Annotated in this window: 21 protein-coding genes; 12 read left to right on the forward strand and 9 right to left on the reverse strand. The window is 63.8% G+C overall.

Annotated elements, in window-relative coordinates; translation table 11 throughout:
• Positions 1-40: 40 nt before the first annotated feature.
• The 8 genes from F2P45_RS27415 to aptA form a co-directional block, all read right to left on the reverse strand.
• On the reverse strand, positions 41-1,201 hold the full coding sequence (locus F2P45_RS27415; RefSeq protein WP_166881389.1) for a zinc-dependent alcohol dehydrogenase: 1,161 nt from the start codon (positions 1,199-1,201) through the stop codon (positions 41-43).
• Positions 1,202-1,312: 111 nt separating this feature from the next.
• Positions 1,313-2,554, reverse strand: a complete 1,242-nt coding sequence (locus F2P45_RS27420; protein WP_166881390.1) for a Zn-dependent hydrolase — start codon at positions 2,552-2,554, stop codon at positions 1,313-1,315.
• Between the two features lie 34 nt (positions 2,555-2,588).
• The gene (gene hydA, locus F2P45_RS27425; protein WP_166881391.1) at positions 2,589-3,980 is read right to left on the reverse strand and encodes a dihydropyrimidinase; all 1,392 of its coding nucleotides are present in this window, start codon (positions 3,978-3,980) and stop codon (positions 2,589-2,591) included.
• Between the two features lie 28 nt (positions 3,981-4,008).
• A complete protein-coding gene (locus F2P45_RS27430) occupies positions 4,009-5,490 on the reverse strand; it encodes an NCS1 family nucleobase:cation symporter-1 (RefSeq protein WP_166881392.1) in 1,482 nt (493 codons plus the stop codon).
• Positions 5,491-5,560: 70 nt separating this feature from the next.
• Entirely contained in the window at positions 5,561-6,838 is a 1,278-nt protein-coding gene (gene preA, locus F2P45_RS27435; protein ID WP_166881393.1) for an NAD-dependent dihydropyrimidine dehydrogenase subunit PreA, read from the reverse strand.
• Positions 6,831-8,204 (reverse strand): NAD(P)-dependent oxidoreductase, encoded by a 1,374-nt coding sequence (locus F2P45_RS27440; protein ID WP_166881394.1) that lies wholly within the window; start codon positions 8,202-8,204, stop codon positions 6,831-6,833. Before F2P45_RS27440 ends, preA begins: the two co-directional genes overlap by 8 nt.
• A gap of 122 nt (positions 8,205-8,326) precedes the next feature.
• The gene (locus F2P45_RS27445; RefSeq protein WP_166881395.1) at positions 8,327-9,841 is read right to left on the reverse strand and encodes a CoA-acylating methylmalonate-semialdehyde dehydrogenase; all 1,515 of its coding nucleotides are present in this window, start codon (positions 9,839-9,841) and stop codon (positions 8,327-8,329) included.
• 4 nt (positions 9,842-9,845) lie between these two features.
• Positions 9,846-11,162 carry an omega-aminotransferase AptA gene (aptA, locus tag F2P45_RS27450; RefSeq protein WP_166881396.1) on the reverse strand — a complete coding sequence of 439 codons (1,317 nt, stop codon included), beginning with the start codon at positions 11,160-11,162 and terminating at the stop codon, positions 9,846-9,848.
• 173 nt (positions 11,163-11,335) lie between these two features.
• On the opposite strand from aptA, the gene F2P45_RS27455 reads away from it, so the two are divergent.
• The 8 genes from F2P45_RS27455 (at position 11,336) to F2P45_RS27490 (ending at position 17,016) form a co-directional block, all read left to right on the forward strand.
• Positions 11,336-12,802, forward strand: coding sequence for an aminotransferase-like domain-containing protein (locus F2P45_RS27455; protein ID WP_229505332.1), 1,467 nt, complete (start codon positions 11,336-11,338; stop codon positions 12,800-12,802).
• An 8-nt stretch (positions 12,803-12,810) separates the two neighbouring features.
• On the forward strand, positions 12,811-13,497 hold the full coding sequence (locus tag F2P45_RS27460) for a TetR/AcrR family transcriptional regulator (protein ID WP_166881397.1): 687 nt from the start codon (positions 12,811-12,813) through the stop codon (positions 13,495-13,497).
• Positions 13,498-13,504: 7 nt separating this feature from the next.
• Positions 13,505-13,804, forward strand: coding sequence for a hypothetical protein (locus tag F2P45_RS27465; protein ID WP_166881398.1), 300 nt, complete (start codon positions 13,505-13,507; stop codon positions 13,802-13,804).
• Positions 13,801-14,142 (forward strand): hypothetical protein, encoded by a 342-nt coding sequence (locus F2P45_RS27470; protein ID WP_166881399.1) that lies wholly within the window; start codon positions 13,801-13,803, stop codon positions 14,140-14,142. Before F2P45_RS27465 ends, F2P45_RS27470 begins: the two co-directional genes overlap by 4 nt.
• A gap of 174 nt (positions 14,143-14,316) precedes the next feature.
• On the forward strand, positions 14,317-14,979 hold the full coding sequence (locus tag F2P45_RS27475) for a hypothetical protein (RefSeq protein ID WP_166881400.1): 663 nt from the start codon (positions 14,317-14,319) through the stop codon (positions 14,977-14,979).
• A gap of 86 nt (positions 14,980-15,065) precedes the next feature.
• A complete protein-coding gene (locus F2P45_RS27480; RefSeq protein WP_166881401.1) occupies positions 15,066-15,758 on the forward strand; it encodes an SIMPL domain-containing protein in 693 nt (230 codons plus the stop codon).
• Positions 15,759-15,789: 31 nt separating this feature from the next.
• The gene (locus F2P45_RS27485; protein ID WP_166881402.1) at positions 15,790-16,401 is read left to right on the forward strand and encodes a hypothetical protein; all 612 of its coding nucleotides are present in this window, start codon (positions 15,790-15,792) and stop codon (positions 16,399-16,401) included.
• A gap of 18 nt (positions 16,402-16,419) precedes the next feature.
• The gene (locus tag F2P45_RS27490; protein WP_166881403.1) at positions 16,420-17,016 is read left to right on the forward strand and encodes a hypothetical protein; all 597 of its coding nucleotides are present in this window, start codon (positions 16,420-16,422) and stop codon (positions 17,014-17,016) included.
• Positions 17,017-17,085: 69 nt separating this feature from the next.
• Here the strand turns inward: F2P45_RS27490 and F2P45_RS27495 are convergent, their stop codons facing one another.
• Positions 17,086-17,589 carry a hypothetical protein gene (locus F2P45_RS27495; RefSeq protein ID WP_166881404.1) on the reverse strand — a complete coding sequence of 168 codons (504 nt, stop codon included), beginning with the start codon at positions 17,587-17,589 and terminating at the stop codon, positions 17,086-17,088.
• Between the two features lie 205 nt (positions 17,590-17,794).
• Between F2P45_RS27495 and F2P45_RS27500 the strand changes: the two genes are divergently transcribed.
• The 4 genes from F2P45_RS27500 to F2P45_RS27515 all read left to right on the forward strand — a co-directional run bounded on the left by F2P45_RS27500 (position 17,795) and on the right by F2P45_RS27515 (position 20,396).
• Complete coding sequence (locus tag F2P45_RS27500) at positions 17,795-18,349, forward strand: GNAT family N-acetyltransferase (RefSeq protein WP_166881405.1); 555 nt, start codon at positions 17,795-17,797, stop codon at positions 18,347-18,349.
• The gene (locus tag F2P45_RS27505) at positions 18,349-19,089 is read left to right on the forward strand and encodes a carbon-nitrogen hydrolase family protein (protein ID WP_166881406.1); all 741 of its coding nucleotides are present in this window, start codon (positions 18,349-18,351) and stop codon (positions 19,087-19,089) included. The genes F2P45_RS27500 and F2P45_RS27505 overlap by 1 nt, the downstream gene beginning before the upstream one ends.
• A 130-nt stretch (positions 19,090-19,219) precedes the next feature.
• Complete coding sequence (locus F2P45_RS35500) at positions 19,220-19,501, forward strand: hypothetical protein (RefSeq protein ID WP_187367237.1); 282 nt, start codon at positions 19,220-19,222, stop codon at positions 19,499-19,501.
• A gap of 4 nt (positions 19,502-19,505) precedes the next feature.
• A complete protein-coding gene (locus F2P45_RS27515; protein ID WP_166881407.1) occupies positions 19,506-20,396 on the forward strand; it encodes a sensor histidine kinase in 891 nt (296 codons plus the stop codon).
• The last annotated feature ends 1 nt before the right edge of the window (position 20,397 follow it).

Here is a 20,397-nt window from a genome sequence, read left to right on the forward strand (position 1 = left end):
CTCCTGCGCGGGGCCGATGCCACGCGCAGGTTCTTTTCTCTTACGGCGTCAGCACCACCTTGCGGCAATCATCTTCCTTTTTGTCGAACATCTTGTAGCCCTCGGCCGCCTGCGACAGATTCAGGCGATGCGAGATGATCGCATTCGGGTGCAGCTTGCCTTCTTCGATGAACTTCAACAGTTCCGGCATATGCTTCTGCACGTGCGTCTGCCCCGCCTTGATGCCGATCCCCTTCTCGAAAATATCTCCGAACAGGAAGCCGTGGATAAACCCGGCGTACAAACCCGGCACGCTGACTGTCCCACCGCGCCGCACCGCCGCAATACACTGGCGTAGCGCCTTGCCGCTGCTGCCTTCGAGCTTAAGGTTGGTCATCACGGTTTCCACCGCACTGCCCTTGGCCTCGAAGCCGACCGCCTCCACCACGCCATCGACGCCGCGCGCGTCGGTGTGATCGAGGATGAACTCCGCAGCGTCGCAATCCTCGAAATTGATCGGAATGACGCCATAGGTTTTCTGCGCAAAATCGAGCCGGAACTTGTGATGGTCGACCATGAATATCTTCTCGATCCCCAGCATGCGCGCACTGGCCGCAGCCATCTGGCCCACCGGCCCGGCGCCAAAAATCGCCAGGCTGCCGCCCTTGCCCACACCCGTGTTGAGCACTGCCTGATAACCGGTCGGCAGAATATCGCTCAAGAACAGCACCTGCTCGTCGGCCAGGTTTTTCGGAATCTTGATCGGCCCCACATTCGCCTTCGGCACGCGCACGTACTCGGCCTGCCCGCCCGGCACGCCGCCATACAAATGGCTGAACCCGAACAGCGCCGCACCCGAGCGCAGGCTTTTCTTGTTCATGATCGAACCACGATCGGGGTTGGTCGTCTCGCACGCCGAGTACAGGTCCATATCGCAGAAAAAGCAGCTGCCGCAGGCGATCACGAACGGCACGACCACGCGGTCGCCCTTTTGCAGCCTGGTGACGTTGGGGCCCGTCTCGACGACTTCGCCCATGAATTCATGGCCCAGGATATCGCCGCTCTTCATTGCGGGGATCTTGCCGCGGTACATGTGCAGGTCCGATCCGCAAATCGCGGTGGCAGTCACTTTCAGGATCACATCGTCCAGCTCCTGCAAAATCGGATCGGGAACGTTGTCGACCTTGACGTCGTTGCTGCCGTGATAGGTTAAAGCGCGCATGAACTGTCCTCCTCATGGAAAAGGACAGGCTAACAAACAAAATCCTACGCACGAATCAGCAGACCCCGTAAGTAGCCGTAGGAGAACGCCGACGTGATTTCTGGACTGAAATTATGAGGCCACGACTTTTGCCCGTGCGAGCATGGCGTGCAGCAACACATTGCAGCCGGCTTCGAGGTGATCCGGCTTGGCATCTTCGATTTCGTTGTGGCTGATGCCGTCCTTGCACGGCACGAAAATCATCCCGGCCGGGGCCAGGCGGGCCGCGTAGATCGCATCATGGCCGGCGCCGGACACCACATCCATCGTCGAGTAGCCAAGTTGTGCGGTCGCCTCGCGCACCGCACCCACGCAGTCCGGATGGAACGGGCAAGGCGGATAGTACGACACGCGCTCGATCGAAATGGCCAGGCCGGAGTCGCTGCGCGTCTTGTCGATAAACGCCAGCATCTCCTCGTGCATGGTGTTGAGCAGTTCATCGTTCACGTTGCGCAGGTCGATGCTGAATTTGACCTCGCCCGGAATCACGTTGCGGCTGTTCGGGAACAGCTGCACCATGCCGACCGTGCCGCGCCCGTAAGGCGGATAGCGGTTCGCGATCTTCACCACCTCCTGCATGATGTGGGTGGAGACCTGCAACGCATCCTTGCGCAGTCCCATGGGCGTGGGGCCGGCATGCGCCTCCATGCCGGTGACCACGCAGTCGTACCACGACAATCCCATCACGGCCGGCACCACGCCGATTACCTTGTCGGCGTCTTCCAGCACCGGGCCCTGTTCGATGTGCGTTTCAAAATAGGCGCCGATGGGGTGCTGGCCGGGGACCTGCTCGCCCATGTAGCCGATGCGCGCCAGTTCGTCCCGCACGCTTTTGCCTTCGGTGTCCTTGGCGGCGTACGCGGTTTCCAGGCTGAAGGCGCCGCAGAAGACGCCGGAGCCCATCATCACCGGCACGAAGCGCGAGCCTTCCTCGTTGGTCCAGAAGGCCACTTCGACCGGTGCTTCGGTGGTGATGCCCCGGTCATTCAAGGTGCGCACGACTTCCAGCCCGGCCAGCACGCCGTAGTTGCCGTCGAATTTGCCCCCGGTTGGCTGAGTGTCGATATGGCTGCCGGTCATGATCGGCGCCAGCGCCGGATTGCGGCCTTCGCGGCGCATGAAGACATTGCCGATCTGGTCGACCGTGATCGACATGCCGGCTTCCTTACCCCAGCCGACCACCAGGTCGCGGCCCTGCTTGTCGAGGTCCGTCAGGGCCAGGCGCTTGACGCCGCCCTTTGGGGTAGCGCCGATTTTGGCCAGTTCCATCAGCGAGGCCCACAGGCGCTCGCCGTTAATGCGCAGATCGTTCATTGATCACTCCAGAGTTGAAGACGTGCGACGGGATTCAGGCATGGGTCTTGGTGAATGCGGGCCGGTCCACATGGCGCCCCGCGCCTTCGACGGCGCGCAGCTCGCCCTTTGCAAACACCACCTGCCCCGCGTGCAGGGTATGCGAAGGAATGCCCTTCACGGTGCGCCCTTCGAAGACGTTGAAGCCGCCCTTGGCGAACTGCGTGCTGGCCGAAATGGTGCGCGTGCCTTCCGGGTCCCACACCACCAGATCGGCATCGGCGCCCACCGCCACCACCCCCTTGCGCGGATACATATTGAAAATCTGCGCCGCATTCGTCGAGGTGACGCGCACGAATTCGGATGGTGTGAGCAGGCCCGAATTGACGCCCGCATCCCACACCACCGACATGCGGTCTTCAACGCCGCCGCAGCCGTTCGGAATCTTGGTAAAGTCGTCCTGCCCCGCCGCCTTCTGTTCGGCGCAGAAGGTGCAGTGATCGGTCGCCGTCGTGTGCAGGTTCCCGCCGCGCAAGCCCTGCCACAGCGCGGCCTGATGGTGCTTGCTGCGAAACGGTGGGCTCATCACATGCCCGCGTGCGAATTCCAGATCCGCACTCTGGTACACGCTGTCGTCGATCACCAGGTGCCCCGCCAGCGCCTCGCCGTACACGCGCTGGCCCTTGGCGCGTGCGCGCGAAATCGCATCGAGCGACTCGGCGCACGATACGTGCACGATGTACACCGGCGTGCCGAGCACATTGGCAATCGCAATGGCGCGGTTGGCCGCTTCCGCCTCCACCTCGGGCGGGCGCGAGAGCGGATGCGCGCTCGGACCGGTGATGCCCTTCTTGAGCAAGTCTTGCTGCAACTGGAAAACCAGTTCGCCATTTTCGGCGTGCACGGTCGGAATGGCGCCCAGTTCCAGTGCCCGGGTAAAGCTCTTCACCAGCGTTTCGTCGTCGGCCATGATGGCGTTCTTGTACGCCATGAAGTGCTTGAAGCTGTTCACGCCATGATCGCGCACCAGGGTGGCCATCTCTTCGTGCACCTTGTCGCTCCACCACGTCACCGCCACGTGGAAGGTGTAGTCGCCAGCCGACCTGGCGGCCCAGCCGCGCCACATGTGGTACGCCTCCAGCAAGGACTGCTGCGGATTCGGAATGACGAAGTCCATGATGGTCGTGGTGCCGCCCGCCAGGCCGGCGGCGGTGCCGGTAAAGAAATCGTCGGCCGTGACGGTGCCCATGAACGGCAGCTGCATGTGGGTGTGCGTGTCGATCCCGCCCGGCATGATGTACTGGCCGCTGGCGTCGATCACGGTGGCATGCGCGGGCGCATCGAGCTGCTCGCCGACAGCGACGATCTTGTCGCCGTCGCAGAGCACATCGGCGCGGAAGGCGCGGTCTGCGTTGACGACCGTGCCGCCGCGGATAATCGTGGTCATAAATCTCTCCTGTAAGGCAAACGGATACTCAGGTACGGACGGTAGCGAGGGTCGACACTGCTTTTCCCTTCATCATCACGCCGTACACCACTGCGGAAATGGCGATGCCGACGAACCATGCGTATGTATACAGTGTCTTGAACACGGCCCCCACACCGGGGAACGAGGCCGGAAAAGCCGCGTTCAGGAAGCCGGGAATATTCGGCAGCACGCCGACGACAAAGGCCACTACCGCCGCCACGTTCCAGCCGTTCCCGTACGAGTAGGCGCCATCGTCGCGGTACAGGCTCGCCACATGAAGTTCGGTCTTGCGGATGAAGTAGTAGTCGATGATCATGATGCCGGCGATGGGACCGAGCAGCGCCGAGTAGCCGATCAGCCATGTGAAGATATAGCCCTCGGTCGATTCGAGGATCTTCCAGGGCATCATCACCAGCGCGATGCCGGCGGTGATGTAGCCGCCAGTGCGGTAGGTGATGTGCTTGGGCGCCAGCGACGAAAAATCGTAGGCCGGGCCGACCAGGTTGGCGGCCAGGTTGACGCTGACGGTGTCGACCAGCAGCACGATCAGCGCAATCAGCACGGCGATGCCGGTCATGCGGCTGGCCAGGTCGACCGGGTCCCAGATCGCCTTGCCGTACAAGACGACGGTGGCCGACGTCACGATCACGGCCAGCGCCGCCAGCAGGCCCATTGGCACCGGCAAACCGACCGACTGGCCGATGATCTGGTCGCGCTGGGTTTTGGCGAAGCGCGTGAAGTCGGGGATGTTCAGCGCCAGCGTGGCCCAGAAACCCACCATGGCCGTCAGCGACGGCCAGAAGGTGGACCAGAACTGGCCTGCCTTCTTGCCTCCTTCGACGAACTGGGAAGGCTGCTCCAGCAGCGGCCCGAAGCCGCCCGCCTTGTTGTGGACCCAGCCAAGCAGCACGAAGCAGATGAGGATCTTGAGCGGCGCGGTCCAGGTTTCGAGTTTGCGGATCGATTCCATGCCGTGCACGATGTAGTAGAACTGGATCGCCCAGAACGCCAGAAAGCACAGCAGCTGCATGCCGTTGATGCCCAGCCCCGCGATTTTGGCGCCGCCGATTTCGGCTCCCATCATCACGCCGAGCAGCGTGTAGATCATGCTGCCGCCGAACCAGGTCTGGATGCCGTACCAGCCGCAGGCCACGACTGCGCGCATGAGGGCCGGAATGCGGGCGCCGGTGGTGCCGAACGAGGCGCGCGCCAGCACCGCGTAGGGAATGCCGTATTTGGTGCCTGCGTGGCCGATCAGCAGCATGGGCAGCAGCACGATGGCGTTGGCGATGAAGACCGTGAGCACCGCCTGATAGCCCGACATGCCGCCCTCGATCAGGCTGGCCGACAGCGTGTACGCCGGAATGCACATGACCATCCCGACCCACAGGGCGGCGAAGTGATACCAGCGCCAGGTACGCTGCGCGTCGGAGGTGGGCGCGAGGTCTTCGTTCCAGAGCTGGGTGTTGGCGGACAGGTCGTTGCTCACAGTGGTGTTCTCCAATTTGGTGACGCTGCGTCGTTCCCGCGCCACGGCGCGGGAACGACGGTTTAAGGGCTCAGCCAACCACTTCGGCCCGTGGATTCCTCGGATCCTGCGTCCAGTTCATGTACGCCTTCCCGGTCTCCTGCGGCACCATCGTGATGCACGCCTCCACCGGGCAGGTAATCTCGCACAGATTACACCCAACGCACTCGGACTTGATCACTTCGTAGGTGCGAATACCCACCGCGTCGATCAATTGGGCGATCGACTGGTGCGAGGTATCCTCGCACGCCACATAGCATTTGCCGCACTTGATGCACTTGTCCTGGTCGATCTGCGCGATCACCTGGTAGTTCATGTCCAGGTATTTCCAGTCCGTGGTATTCGGCACCGCCTTGCCCGAAAATTCGGCGATGGTCTTGTAGCCCTTCTCGTCCATCCAGCGCGACAGGCCGTCCTTCATCTCCTCCACGATCCGGAACCCGTGCAGCATCGCGGCGGTGCACACCTGCACCGATCCCGCGCCGAGCGCAATGAATTCGGCCGCATCGCGCCAGTTGCCGATGCCGCCGATGCCCGAAATCGGCAATCCGTGCGTTTCCGGATCGCGCGCGATCTCGGCCACCATGTTCAGCGCAATCGGCTTGACCGCCGCGCCGCAGTAACCGCCGTGCGTACTCGCATTGCCGACGATGGGCAGCGCCACCATGCGGTCCAGGTCCAGGTGGGTGATCGAATTGATCGTGTTAATCAGCGACACCGCGTCGGCCCCACCCGCCTTCGCCGCGCGCGCCGGTTTGCGCACGTCGGTGATGTTCGGCGTGAGCTTGACGATCACCGGCAGTCTGGAGTGCTTCTTGCACCAGCGCGTGACCATCTCCACATACTCGGGAACCTGCCCCACCGCCGCGCCCATGCCGCGTTCCGGCATGCCGTGCGGGCAGCCGAAATTGAGCTCGATGCCGTCCGCGCCTGTCGCCTCGACCTTGGGCAGAATCTCGGCCCACAGCGCCTCTTCGCACGGCAGCATGAGCGAGACGATCATGGCGCGGTCCGGCCAGTCCTTCTTCACCTGCGTGATCTCGCGCAGGTTGATCTCGAGCGAGCGGTCGGTAATGAGTTCGATGTTGTTAAACCCGATCACCTCGCGGTTCTTGCCGTACAGGGCGGAGTAGCGCGACGACACGTTGACCGCGGCCGGGTCTTCGCCGAGCGTCTTCCAGACCACCCCGCCCCACCCCGCCTCGAAGGCGCGCACCACGTTGTAGGCCTTGTCGGTCGGTGGCGCGGAGGCCAGCCAGAACGGATTGGGGGACTTGATGCCGCAAAATTCGATGCTCAGGTCAGCCATGGGAAGCCTCCACCTTGAATTGGATGTCATTGTGAATGGCCATCGCCGCCAGCTTGCCATGCTGGACCGCCTGTACCGTCAAGTCCTGCCCCGGCGCGACGCAATCGCCGCCCGCGTAAATGCCCGTCAGCGCCGTGCGGAACTGCGCGTCGACGTGAATCTTGTCGCCCTCGCGCGTGAGCTGCCGCGCCATCTCGTCCGACAAACCCACCGGGTCCATGCTCTGGCCGATCGCCTTGAACACGGCATCGGCGGCGATCTCGATGAACGCCCCGGTGCCGTTCAGGCGCCCGCCATCGAGGCGCGTCTCTTCAAAGCGCATGCCGCGCACGCGGCCCGCATCGTCGAGCAGCACTTCCAGCGGCGCCGCCCAGGTGCGGATACGCACCATATTGGCCTTGGCGATATCCTGTTCGTGGTGCGTCGCGCTCATCGACTCCGCACCGCGCCGGTACACCAGGGTCACGTCTTCCGCGCCGAGGCGCTTGATCTGCACCGCCATGTCGATCGCCGTGTTTCCGGCGCCGATGACAATGGCGCGCTTCGGCACCGGCAAGGTGGCCAGGTCGGTTGCCTGGCGCAGGTCGGCGATGTAGTCGACCGCCGCCATCAGGCCGGGTGCGTCTTCGCCGGTCAGCCCGAGCTGGCGGCTGGCGTTCAGGCCCAGGCCAAGGAACACGGCGTCGTACCGGGTGTGCAGTTCGTGCAGGTGCAGGTTCACGCCGAGGATGCGGCCGTGCTGCACGTCGATGCCGCCGATACTGAGCAAGAACTCGACCTCGCGCTGGGCGAAGTCGCCGGTCAGCTTGTACTTGGCGATGCCGTATTCATTCAGGCCGCCGGACTTGGAGCGGGCTTCAAAGATGACGACATCGTTGCCCAGCATGGCCAGGCGGTGCGCGCACGACAGGCCGGCGGGGCCGGCGCCGACCACGGCGATCTTCTTGCCGGTGCGCTCGGCGCGCTGGAATGGGTAGGAGGTAAACGAGGCGTGATCGAGCGCATGCCGTTGCAGCAGGCCGATTTTGACGGGCTGGCCTTCTTCATCGTGATTGCGCACGCAGGCGTCTTCGCACAGGATCTCGGTCGGGCACACGCGCGCGCAGCTACCGCCCAGGATGTTCTGTTTGAGGATGCCCGCCGCCGCGCCGTTGATATTCTGGTCGTGGATGTTGCGGATAAAGCTGGCCACGTCGATTTCGGACGGGCAGCTGCGCGTGCACGGCGCGTCGTAGCAGTACAGGCAGCGCGCGCTTTCGATGGCGGCCTGGCGGCTGGTCAGCGCCGGTGCGAGGTCGGTGAACTGTTCGGCCAGTGCGGTGCTGGAACTGGCCGCGTGCGGCAGGTGCTTGAGAGATTCGATCATTTTTTACATCCCTGTCTTTGTAATGTGTTCACCCACTTTGCGGAGGCATCGCTAAGCTCAAGACCGTCGCCCGCGCGCGGGCGACGGCTCTCAGGCTGCCGCGTCACCCCTCGCGATCCTTCCTACTTCATCTGTGGAAAAGCAAATTCCACGCCAGCACTCGCCGTGTTCGGCCAGCGCTGCATCACCGCCTTGTGCCGCGTATAGAAACGCACGCCTTCGGGACCGTAGGCGTGGTGGTCGCCGAACATGCTGCGCTTCCAGCCGCCGAAACTGTTGAACGCCATCGGCACCGGCAGCGGCACGTTCACCCCCACCATGCCGACCTGGATCTGGCGCACGAACTCGCGCGCCGTGCCGCCGTCGCGCGTGTAGATCGCCACGCCGTTGCCGTACTCGTTGGCGTTGATCAGATTGACCGCCGTGGCCACGTCCGGAGCGCGCAGCACGCACAGCACCGGTCCGAAAATCTCTTCCTTGTAGATCGTCATATCGGGCGTAACATGATCGAACAAGGTGCCGCCCACAAAGAAGCCGTTCTCGCGCTCCGGCACCTTGCAGTTGCGCCCATCGACCACCAGGGTCGCGCCCTGCTCCACGCCTTCGCCGATCAAACGCTCGATGCGTTCCTTGGCCGCGGCACTGACCACCGGCCCCATTTCGGCGTCAAGTGCCATGCCGTCGCGGATCTTGAGCGCGGCGGTGCGCTGGCCCAGCGCGCCAATCAGTTTGTCGCCGGCGTCGCCCACCGCCACCACCACCGAGATCGCCATGCAGCGCTCCCCGGCCGACCCGAATGCGGCGCCGATCAGGGCGTCGGTCGCCATGTCCATGTCGGCGTCGGGCATGACCACCATGTGGTTCTTGGCCCCGCCCAGCGCCTGCACCCGCTTGCCGCTGGCGCTGCCGCGCGCGTAGATATATTCGGCGATCGGGGTCGAGCCGACAAAGCTGACCGCCTGCACCTCCGGGTGATCGAGCAGCGCGTCGACGGTGACCTTGTCGCCCTGGACCACGTTGAACACGCCGTCCGGCAGGCCCGCTTCCTTGAGCAGCCGCGCGTGCAGCAGCGACGCCGACGGATCGCGTTCGGAAGGCTTCAAAACAAAGGTATTCCCGCAGGCGATCGCCACCGGGAACATCCACATCGGCACCATCACCGGGAAGTTAAACGGGGTAATTCCCGCCACCACGCCGAGCGCCTGGCGCATCGACCAGGCGTCGATGCCGCGCGAGATCTGGTCGGTGAATTCGCCCTTGAGCAGTTGCGGAATCCCGACCGCGAATTCCACCATCTCGATACCACGCGCCACCTCGCCCTGAGCGTCGGAAAACGTCTTGCCATGTTCGCGCGTGAGCATCGCCGCAAATTCGTCGGTATGCGCCTGGCATAGTTGCAGATACTTGAACAGGACCCGCGCGCGCGTCAGCGGCGGCGTGGCGGACCATGACGGAAAGGCGGCGGCGGCGGCGGCCACGGCGGCATTCACATCGTCCGCCGTGCCCAGCGCCACGCGTGCGCAGGGCTCGCCCATGGCCGGGTTGAAGACGTCGGCGTAGCGGCCGCTGGCCGTATCGACCTTGGCGCCGTTGATGAAGTGGGTGATTGTGTCCAACTGCGTATCGAGATTGCTCATGGGGTCAGTCCAGGTTTTTGAGGATGGTTGCCAGCTTGCCGAACAACTCGTCGATGTGCTTCTTCTCGAGTACCAGCGGTGGCGACAGGGCGATGATGTCGCCGGTGGTGCGAATCAGGACGCCATCGGCGAACGCCTTCTTGAAGGCGCTGAACGCGCGCGCACCCGGCTTGCCGTCGATGGGCGCGAGCTCGATGCCGGCCACCAGCCCGATCGTGCGGATGTCGATCACGTGCGGCAGGCCCTTGAGCGAATGCACCGCGTCGGTCCAGTATTCCTGCACGGCCCTGGCGTTATCGAGGATCTTCTGCTCTTCGAATACCTCCAGCGTGGCCAGTGCGGCGGCGCAGGCGAGCGGATGGCCCGAATAGGTATAGCCATGAAACAGCTCGATGCCGGCCGGGCCGTCCATGAAGGCGTCGTGGATATGCTGTTTGGTAAACACCGCGCCCATCGGCACCATGCCGTTGGTCAGGCCCTTGGCGCAGGTGACCATGTCCGGAATCACGTCGAAGTAATCGAACGCGAACGGCGTGCTCAATCGCCCGAAACCGGTGATGACTTCATCGAAGATGAGCAGGATGCCGTGCTTGGTGCACAGTTCGCGCAGGCGCTTGAGGTACCCTTTCGGCGGAATCAGCACGCCGGTGGACCCGGCCACCGGTTCCACGATGACGGCGGCGATGGTCGATGCGTCGTGCAGCGCGACGATGCGTTCCAGTTCATCGGCCAGGTTGGCGCCGTGTTCCGGCTCGCCGCGCGAGTAGGCGTTCTTTTCGAGGTTGTGCGTGTGCGGCAGGTGGTCGACACCCGGCAGGAGCGGGCCGAAGGTGCGGCGGTTGCCGCCGATGCCGCCGACCGAAATGCCGCCGAAACCGACGCCGTGGTAGCCGCGTTCGCGCCCGATCAGGCGTGTGCGCCCCGCTTCGCCGCGCGCGCGGTGGTACGCCAGCGCCATCTTCAGCGCCGTATCGACCGCTTCCGAACCGGAGTTGGTGTAGAAGACGTGGCCGAAACGGCGGCCGGTGTAGTCCATCAGTTTTTCGGCCAGATCGAAGGCGGCCGGGTGGCCCATCTGGAAGGTGGGCGCGAAGTCGAGCTGGCCGACCATCTCGCGCACGGCGGCCACGATCTTCGGCTGCGCATGCCCGCACGGCACGCACCACAGGCCGGCGGTGCCGTCGAGCACGGTGTTGCCGTCGACATCCTTGTAGTACATCCCCTCGGCCGAGACGAACAGGCGCGGGTTGGCTTTGAAGTCGCGATTATTGGTAAATGGCATCCAAAACGACGACATCGATGCGGGTCTGGACTCGTTCATGCGACTCTCCAATAGTTTTTACAAGCAAAAAAATAATTTACCAGTTGGCAAAATGATGATGCAATAATAGTCAGCAGATCAACTATGGCACATATACACAAATCGCAAAACCCGCCAACCGTATCGGTAGCACAAACAATACAGTTTGCGGCGCCGCAGCAAAGGACATGTGGATGGATGAGAGCGACGTTCTGCGTGAGGAAATGCCTCCTGGCAATTGCGGGGATGGCTGGCCGGTGCTGGCAATCGAGCGCAGCAAGCGCGGCGGCCTGGTCGACCAGATCGTGGCGGCCATCACGCTGATGGTAAACCGGCGCGAACTGCGCGTGGGCACAAAGATGCCTTCGGTTCGACGTTTCGCAAAGTGCAATGGGGTGAGCACCTTCACGGTGGTGGAGTCGTACGACCGCCTGCTCACCCTGGGGCTATTGAGTTCGCGCCGCGGTTCCGGCTTTTTCGTGGCGCGCAGCGAAGCGGCCGGCGCGCCGCAGCAACTGGCGCTGCAGCCCACGCCGGCCGCCATCGACGCCCTTACCCCCGACCTGTATTCGGGCGTGTCCGACGCGCTGCCGGTCGGCGCGGGCTGGCTGCCGCCCGAATGGTATGGCGACGACACGGTGCTCGACGCGGTGCGCCACGCGATGAAGATTCCCGCCAGCCGCCTGCGCGGCTACGGCCATCCGCTCGGCTTTCCCACCCTGCGCCAGCATTTGGCCGGCACCCTGGCAGATGAATTGTTCGCGGCCAGCCCGGACCAGATTTTGCTCACCAACGGCGCCACCCACGCGTTCGACCTGATTTTGCGCACGCTGACCAAGCCGGGCGACACGGTTTTTGTCGAGGATCCGGGCTACAGCAACCTGCTCTCGCTGATCCGCCATCACGGCTGCATTGCGGTCGGCATTCCGCGCGGGGCCGACGGGCTCGATATGGATGCCTTGATGGCGCAGGCGGCAAGCACCCAGCCCAAGCTCATGTTCGTCAACACCGTGCTGCAAAATCCGCTCGGTACCTCGCTCACCCAGGCGCAGGCGCACCGGCTGCTGCTGGCGGCCGAGCAGTTCGACTTCTGGCTGGTGGAAGACGACATCTACCGCGAACTGGCAGCCGGCGGCGACGCCTCGCTGGCCGCCATGGATGGACTGCGGCGCGTGATCCGGGTCGGCAGCTTTTCCAAGACCTTGTCGCCGGTGCTGCGGGTCGGCTCGATCTGCGCCTCCAATTCGCTGATTCCCGAACTGCTGCGCGTGAAGATGCTGACCGGGCTGACCACCTCCGAAATCAACGAGCGCGCCGTGTACCACGCCATCTCGGCGCGGCCGTACAAACGCATGGTCGAACGCCTGCTTGATCAACTGCGCTCGGGCCGCGAGCGCACCATCGAGCGCCTGTTCGAGGCCGGCATGGAGCCGCTGGCGCGCCCGCGCGGCGGCATGTTCATCAGCGCCGGCTGGCCCATCGCGCCGACGCCGGAGTTCAATGGCAAGGTGATCGCGGACCGCGCGCTGCGCGCCGGCATTTTGCTGTCGCCACACGAATTTTTCATGCTGCGCCCGTCCCCGAGCATCTGGTTCCGCTTCAACGTGGCGTATGCCGCCGACGCGCCCGAGTTGATCGGCTTCCTGCAATCGCTACGCTGAAAGTCACCATGGCCGCCACCAAGACCGCACCAGTTGCGCGCACGCCCGCCGTCAAGCGCCGCATTCTCAATCGCGACAAGCTCGAAGCCGACATCGCCGGCGTGGCCGTGCGCGTGTTCGCCGAATGCGGCTACGAAGGCACCTCGATCGCCACCATCGCCGAACAGGCCGGCCTGTCGAAGCAGAATCTGATGTACTACTTTCCGACCAAGCAGGCGCTGTACGAAAGGGTGCTCGATGGCGTGCTCGATGACTGGCTGGCGCGCATGGCCACCCTGGCCGATCCGGGCCAGGAACCGCGCGACATGCTGCGCGCGTACATCCAGGCCAAGCTGCGCTTTTCGCGCGAGCAGCCGTGGGCCTCGCGCGTGTATGCGATGGAGGTGATCAGCGGCGCGCAGCTGTACGGCCAGCAGATCCAGAGCCGCGTGGTGCCGCTGCTGCGCAAGGATATCGAGGTGTTCGAACGCTGGATCGGCGAAGGCCGCATCGGCCCGATCAACGCCACCCACCTGCTGTTCGCCATCTGGGCCATGACGCAGTCGTACGCCGATTTTTCGGCGCAGATGGCGCTGGTGCTGAACCGCAAGCAGCTCTCGCGCAAGGACTTCGACGATGCCGAGGAAATGATCACGCACATGGTGCTGGCGGCGGTATCCATGACCGGCACGGCAGACCGCGCCGGTCACGCATGAGCGCTCAATGAAACAGGCACCGCCAAACCCGAAGCGGCCAAAAGAAGGCATGCGGCGCAAGCGCGAGCGACTGGGCGATCCAGGCAGCGCCGGCAAGCAGGACGCGTCGCTAGACGCCGCCTGCGGCAGCGTACTGGCCTGGTGCGCCGCGGACTATCATAAAAAAGACCATCTCGAGCAAAACGTGTTGGCGTTCCTGGCCGTGTGCGGCGTGTTCGTGGTACCCGCCACCGCCCTGTTCTTACTTGCCAATATCGTGATGCTCTTCGTTTCGCTATTCGCAGGCGAAGCGCCGCACTGGGCATGAGCACGGCGCTTTCCCTGGGCGGGATCTTGCACAAGGATGTCATCCGCTACGACATCGACCTGGAGGCGGGCCAGCTCACCCTGCACCAATCGCGCTTTCCTGATCGTGTCGAGGTGGTCACGATCCCGTTGTCGGCAATCGTCTCCATTGCTCCCTACCTGCCAACTACGTATGCCGTCACCGGGGGCTTCTACTTCACCTACGCCTCCGGCGCAACAGAGCCGGAGCAATGGAAAACGCGTGACAGCATCGCGCAGAAAACGGTGCGAGCCCACACCGATGCGCTACGCGGGGCGCTGGGTGAGCGGGTGCACGACTGGATCAGGCACGACCCCTGAACACCATCGCAATCGCGCCGCCGGCAGCGCCTGCATATCGGCCGCATAGTATGATTGCGCGGTGGGACCGCCACGCTGACCCAACCCGCACCAACACACCACCATGGATTCGTATATCGACCTCACCGGAAAACCGTCGCTGGCCGCACGCGCCATCACCGCAGCGGGTGTCGCATGACCGTCTACCGGTCGCGCCGGCTGAACCTGAAGCGTCCGCAGGCACGCAACAGGCAAGTGCCGCCCGACGCCTCCTGGATGGCAGCCACGCACGCGCCTGTAGCGCTCGAATGGTGCTCCGATTTTCACGACAAGAACACGCCGGAGGAAACGCCGCCAAGGTTTCCGGTCCTGTCCTTCGTGCAAGAGCAACCGTTCATGACGACCTTCCTGCTGATCCATGTCTTCTTTTTCGTGCTACTACTGACCAACGAAAGAATATATCACCTGGTCGCCAGTAACATGTTTTCGGTCGTGCTGTGGTTGACCTGCGTGGTCACGGTATGGTGGATGGCGTCTCTAAGCAAATCCGACGGGGTAGTCGTTTTTTACCAGATCGACCTGGAGTCGGAGCAGCTCTTGCTGCACCTTCGCGGCGGCGCCAGGGGCATCAGGATCATGAGGCTGTCGTTTTACTCGATCACATCGATCCGCGCATTCAAATACTATAGCTATTCCACCACCTGCGGCATCGACATCGGCTATCTCGACGACCGCCTCAAGCTCCGGAAACTGCAGGTACCCGACGTGCTGCCTGAAAGACTGGCCGAGGCGCATATGAGTGCGCTGCGCCCGGCACTGGGCCTCAAAGTCGAAGAATCGGTCACCTACGACAACTGACCGTGCCGCCGCAGCCGGCGCCGGCCGCATAGTATGATCGGCCCGTGGACCAACCACCTTGAACCCAACCCGCATAAAGAAACCCCATGGATTCGTATATCGAAGTATCCGGCGAGTCTTCACTGGTCGAACAAGTTGCCATCTACCGCGCCGACCTGTCGATATCGGTGCGCGCCACCACGACGGAGCACGCCATCACCGAAGCGGGCGCGCTGCGCGACGACTGCATTCGCGTTCTCAAAAGTTCGGGCATCGCGCCTGAGGAAATGAGCGAGGGCGGCAACGCCATCTGGCAGCCGTGGTTCTGGAAGAAGAACAAACCAGGGCAGGAACGCAGCTTCAAGATCTTGCTGGCCTGCGCGGAAGCGAAACGCCTCTACAGCGCGCTCGACGCGCTGCAGCCGGTCTTCGAACACCAGCGCTACACCCTGAACGTGGCGATGCTCGCGCCGCAATTCGACGCGTCCGGGGCCGAGCGCGCCGCCGCCCACGCTGCGGCGATCGCCAACGCGCGCAGCGTGGCGCAGATCATCGCGGACGAAGCGGGCCTGCGGCTCACGTTCGTCGCCCAGGTAGAGGCCCTGGGAGCGCAGATCGAGCATTCCGGCGCCTTCGGCGACCAGGGCTGGGCCAGGGCTGGCCTGATGCGCGGGATGGGAGGATCGGGCGACGATCAGGAACCGGCGTACCTCGAACTCGATGCCGCGAGGCGGGTCAGCACGCTGCGCTACCGGGTGCGCTTCGGGATTGCGGCGGCGCCATCTTCAGGTGGCGCATGACCGCACTCCCCTCGCGCCGGCGAGCCAGTTAGTGAGCGACGTCGTGCGCGACGACACGCCCGATGCCGACGATGGCGCCATGCTCACCTGGCGCGACGGCCAATACGATGAGGTACCTGGCGTTGCGCAAGCAGCGCTCGGGTTCTTGATCGGTTCGGGCGTCGTGGTGGTGCCCGTCGCCGTGCTTTACCTGCTGCTCAATCTCTTGAAAGCGGTCATTTCCTTCTTCAAGGGTGGATCGCCATCCTGGCTGATACTGGACCATCCCGCCCACTTCATCATCGCGCTGCTTGCCGTCGCGTTTGGAGGCTGTTTGTGCTTGATATGCGTCTTGACGAAGGAGATCATCCGTTACGATATCGACTTGCACGCCGGGCAGCTCACCCTGCATCACGCCCGGTTTCCGAAACGCGTCGTGATCGTCACCATGCCGTTATCGGCAATCGTCTCGATTGCTCCCTACACGCGCACCAGCCATGCCGATACCGGCGGTTTTTACTTCACCCATGTGAACCACGCCGGCAAGCCGGTGCAATGGGAAACGCGTGACAGCATCCCGGTCAACGAGCTAAGGGTTCGCGTGCAGGTGCTGAAAGGCGCGCTCGGCGAGCTGCTGCACGATTGGGTCCACCACGATACCTGAACAGAGGAAGCCATCGTCATGAATGAACCGGACAATACAGCTGCCCCCGTCAAACTCAGTTGGCGTGCTCAACATTATCAAGGCAGCAGCACCCACGTTCCACCGCCAGTACGGTTTCCCGCCTTCGCCTGGTTCGCCGGGCGGCCCTGTCTGTGGAGTTTCCTGCTAGTAAATTCGCTGGTCGCGGCCCTGTTGGTTTTCAACGCGGACGTGCGTGCACGCGCCGTGACCGACATGCATTTTTTGCCATTCATCTTGTTGGGTCCCACCGCGCTTGCGTGGCTGATGTGCCGCCACGTGGATACGGGCGATGATGTGGTTTGCTACGAGATCGACCTTGCCGGGAAACAGATCATGTTACATCTGTGGCGCTCATCGGGCCGCGTCGATATCGTGCGGGTGCCGTTTGCCGCGATTACCTCGATTAAACCGCACAAGAGCAGCGAATCCGATGTGGGCGGCATGTGGCTAGGCTATCTTGACGAGCAGGGTCATTCCCGACTCATCGCGATGCAGAACGCACTTTGCGAGACGATCATCCAGGCCCACCTTGAGGCACTGCGTCCAGCGCTCGGCGAAAAAATCAAGGATTGGTATGTCAGCCACCCTGACTGATCACACCTGATGCCCGACGCGCCACCGCCGGCAACACCATCCATGGCGCTCCCGGCAGCCCCAGTGGCATCAACGCACTGGCGGCACGGCCGACTTGTCGCCGGTCGATCCCGTACTGTTCATGCCGCCGGTGCGCGGCGCAGGGATATCGCCATTGCGCGCCGGTTCATTGGTGCTGGTCGTGCCATTGTTATTCATGGTGCCGGTTCCGGTGGCGCCAGCGGTCCCCGACGAGCCGCGCATCTCGGCGCCGCCGCTGGTGGACGAGCGGTCGGCGTCGCGCGCGACCGTATTGCCCGTGGCGGTCCCGGTGCCCGTGTTGGAGGTGTTATCGCGCGGGTCGTTCGCCACGTCGCGCTCTTCCGGTGCCTTGTCGCGGTTCTGCGGCGCTTTGGCGCGGTTACGACTCTGCCTGTTCGGATTGGCCCTCGTCGCATCCCCGCGCGCAGCCGTCCCGGTGTTGGCGGCGGTCGATCCTGTGGTAGCGTTGCCGCTGGTGCCGCCCTGGGTTTGCGCCAATGCGGCGCCGCCCACCATGAGTGCGACGAGAGTCATTGCGATCCTGGTTTTCATGCCTGTCTCCTGATGAAGATATCGAACAGACATTCTTACATTGCAAGCTATCCATGCGAGTAGGAGCATGCCCCGGGTGCGCGTGGGATCAGGTCGTGCTGTTTTTGTCGGTAGGAAAGAAACAATGCCGCCGGGATGAGGGCTGCGCGCGCCTGAAGCGGCATTCGTGTATTCTTATTAACCTACTAATTCGCCGGACCGTCCCATGCCAGAAATTGCTCCAGTCACCCTGCAGACCGAACGCCTGACCCTGCGCTTCCTGCACGCCAGCGACACGCAGGCGCTGTACACCATCCACTCCGACCCGGCCGTGATGCGCTACTTCAGCGGGACCGCCTGGACCGACCCGGCGCAGGGCGACGCAGACATTGCGCGCGCACTCGATGGCTACAGCAGCGGTAGCGGCATGCAACTGGCGCTGGTGCTGCGCGAGACGGGCAAGCTGATTGGCACCATCAAGCCGCACGCCTTCCATGCGCAGAACCGGCGCTGCGAAATCGGCTATGCGCTGGCCAGCGCGTTCTGGGGCCAGGGCTACCTGAGCGAAGCGATGCGCGTCACGCTCGACTACCTGTTCAAGGAAATGAACATGAACCGCATCGAAGCCGATATCGACCCGCGCAACCTGGCCTCGGCCAAGCTGCTCGAACGCATGGGCTTTCAAAAGGAGGGATACATGCCGGAACGCTGGATCGTCAACGGCGAAATCTGCGACACCGCCTTCTACGGCCTGCTGCGGCGCGGCTGGGAAACCATCTGATGGCCGGCCTGCGCTACGCGGCCGCGCAGTATGCCTGCGTGCCGCTCGATATCGAAGCCAACGTCGCGCGCCATCTGGCCGTCATCGACGCCGCCCGCGAGGCAGGCGTGCAGCTGCTGGTGTTCCCGGAACTGTCCTTGTGCGGCTACGAGCTGGCCGGCATGGACGCCTGCGCCCTCAAGGCCGGCGACGCCGTGCTGGCGCCGCTGCGCGAGCGCGCCGTCAGCGCCAGCATGACGATCATGGCCGGCGCGCCGCTGGCCAACGCCGCCGGGCTGCCCGCCATCGGCGCGATCACCTTTCATCCGGATGGCCGCACATCAAGCTACCGCAAGCACTTCCTGCACGCGGGGGAAGAACAGCACGTCACGGCCGGCAGCGCGATCAGCCAGCTGCACGATGTGCGCGGCACCAGGGTGGCGCTGGCGATTTGCGCCGACACGGACCAGCAGCAGCACGCGCACGCCGCCGCGGTGGCCGGGGCCGAGCTGTATGCGGCCGGCTCGCTGATATCAAGGGCCGGCTACGACAAGGATACGGGGCAGCTGGCCGGCTACGCCAAGCTGTTCGGGATGGGTGTATTGATGGCCAATCATGCGCACGCCTCGGGCGGCTGCCAGAGCGCCGGCCGCAGCGCGATCTGGGCCGCCGGCGGAGCACTGATCGTCGCCGCGCCGGGGCCGGGCGAGATGCTGGTGATCGCGGACGACCTTGGCGGCAAGGTGGTGGCGCTGGCTTAGGCCTGCGGCCCGCTTATCGCCGCTTCCAGCCAGTCACCCCCCATTTTATGCACTTCGTCGGACAACCGTAGAGCATTCGCCTCGCACTTGCTACAGTCTCTCCATCGACAACCCTCCCCTGGAGAAGCAAATGAACAACCCTGCCTTTACGTCCCTTTATGCCAGCCTGCAAGACCTCGGCCGCACCCTGGTCAAGGCAGCAAAATATGCCGTCGGCGCCATTTCGACCATGTCCTGGCCGACCCTGATGCTCAGCGCCGTCGGCCTGGCCTTGCTGCTGACCATCGTGCCGCTGGTGCTCACCTTGTTCGTGTTGTTCATGGTTATCAAACTGGTCAACGGCTACGTGACAGACCGCGCCACGCGCGGCCCGGCCACGCCCTACACCCCGGTCAAGACCGAAGGCCAGTAACAGCGTGAAAGCAAGCCAGCTGAACAAGGTGATGGATTTCCTGCGCGATTCCCTCGCGCAAGCCACGGTGTTATGGTGGAACTTCTTCGACTGGCTTGCCCTGGTGGAATGGCGGCAACTGTTCATCACCTGGTTCCTGGCCCTGGCGTTCGGCCTGATCCTGACCCTGCCCGAACCGGCGGTCTGGTACATCATCATCTCGTACGGCGTGAAAGTGCTGGCAGGCGGCAAGCGCCGCGCCGAACTGGTGGCCAGGGAAGCGACCGCCGAAGCCAACGTCGCCATGCTCGAACGGCGCCTGCTGGAAGCCCAGATGGCGACCCTGCAGGCGCAGGTCGAACCGCACTTCTTGTTCAACACCCTGGCCCTGATCGGCCAGCTGATCGAAACCGATCCGCCGCAGGCGGCGCGCATCCACATGCACCTGATCGAATACCTGCGTTCCACCCTGCCGCAGATGCGCGCGGCCGGCGGCGGCACCCTGGGGCGCCAGGTGCAGCTGTCGCGCGCCTACCTGTCGATCATGCAGGCGCGCATGAAGGAGCGGCTCACGGTCAGCTTCGACGTGCCCGCGCACCTGGAGCACACGCCCTTCCCGCCGATGATGCTGCAAACCCTGATCGAAAACGCCATCAAGCACGGCCTCGAACCGAAGATCGAGGGCGGCCGCATCGACGTCGGCGCGCGCTTGGTGGGCGAGACCATGCACGTCGATGTGCGCGACAATGGCGTCGGCTTCAACATGCATGCGGGCGACGGCGTGGGCCTGGCGAACATTCGCGAGCGCCTGTTCCTGCTGTTCGGAGCGCGCGCCGAACTGGTGATCGAAATGCCGCTTGAAGGCGGCGCGCTGGCATCGCTGCGCGTGCCCTATTCTTCCCAGGAGACTCACTGAT

The sequence above is a fragment of the Massilia mucilaginosa genome (genome assembly GCF_011682145.1).
In the GTDB taxonomy this organism is placed as follows: Bacteria; Pseudomonadota; Gammaproteobacteria; order Burkholderiales; family Burkholderiaceae_D; genus Telluria_A; species Telluria_A mucilaginosa.

Coding starts and splice junctions, on each gene's coding strand:
- F2P45_RS27415 (WP_166881389.1), bottom strand. CDS start 1,201: ATGCGCGCTTTAACCTATCACGGCAGCAACGACGTCAAGGTCGACAAC.
- F2P45_RS27420 (WP_166881390.1), bottom strand. CDS start 2,554: ATGAACGATCTGCGCATTAACGGCGAGCGCCTGTGGGCCTCGCTGATG.
- hydA (WP_166881391.1), bottom strand. CDS start 3,980: ATGACCACGATTATCCGCGGCGGCACGGTCGTCAACGCAGACCGCGCC.
- preA (WP_166881393.1), bottom strand. CDS start 6,838: ATGGCTGACCTGAGCATCGAATTTTGCGGCATCAAGTCCCCCAATCCG.
- F2P45_RS27440 (WP_166881394.1), bottom strand. CDS start 8,204: ATGATCGAATCTCTCAAGCACCTGCCGCACGCGGCCAGTTCCAGCACC.
- F2P45_RS27445 (WP_166881395.1), bottom strand. CDS start 9,841: ATGAGCAATCTCGATACGCAGTTGGACACAATCACCCACTTCATCAAC.
- aptA (WP_166881396.1), bottom strand. CDS start 11,162: ATGAACGAGTCCAGACCCGCATCGATGTCGTCGTTTTGGATGCCATTT.
- F2P45_RS27455 (WP_229505332.1), top strand. CDS start 11,336: ATGGATGAGAGCGACGTTCTGCGTGAGGAAATGCCTCCTGGCAATTGC.
- F2P45_RS27460 (WP_166881397.1), top strand. CDS start 12,811: ATGGCCGCCACCAAGACCGCACCAGTTGCGCGCACGCCCGCCGTCAAG.
- F2P45_RS27465 (WP_166881398.1), top strand. CDS start 13,505: ATGAAACAGGCACCGCCAAACCCGAAGCGGCCAAAAGAAGGCATGCGG.
- F2P45_RS27470 (WP_166881399.1), top strand. CDS start 13,801: ATGAGCACGGCGCTTTCCCTGGGCGGGATCTTGCACAAGGATGTCATC.
- F2P45_RS27475 (WP_166881400.1), top strand. CDS start 14,317: ATGACCGTCTACCGGTCGCGCCGGCTGAACCTGAAGCGTCCGCAGGCA.
- F2P45_RS27480 (WP_166881401.1), top strand. CDS start 15,066: ATGGATTCGTATATCGAAGTATCCGGCGAGTCTTCACTGGTCGAACAA.
- F2P45_RS27490 (WP_166881403.1), top strand. CDS start 16,420: ATGAATGAACCGGACAATACAGCTGCCCCCGTCAAACTCAGTTGGCGT.
- F2P45_RS27495 (WP_166881404.1), bottom strand. CDS start 17,589: ATGAAAACCAGGATCGCAATGACTCTCGTCGCACTCATGGTGGGCGGC.
- F2P45_RS27500 (WP_166881405.1), top strand. CDS start 17,795: ATGCCAGAAATTGCTCCAGTCACCCTGCAGACCGAACGCCTGACCCTG.
- F2P45_RS27505 (WP_166881406.1), top strand. CDS start 18,349: ATGGCCGGCCTGCGCTACGCGGCCGCGCAGTATGCCTGCGTGCCGCTC.
- F2P45_RS35500 (WP_187367237.1), top strand. CDS start 19,220: ATGAACAACCCTGCCTTTACGTCCCTTTATGCCAGCCTGCAAGACCTC.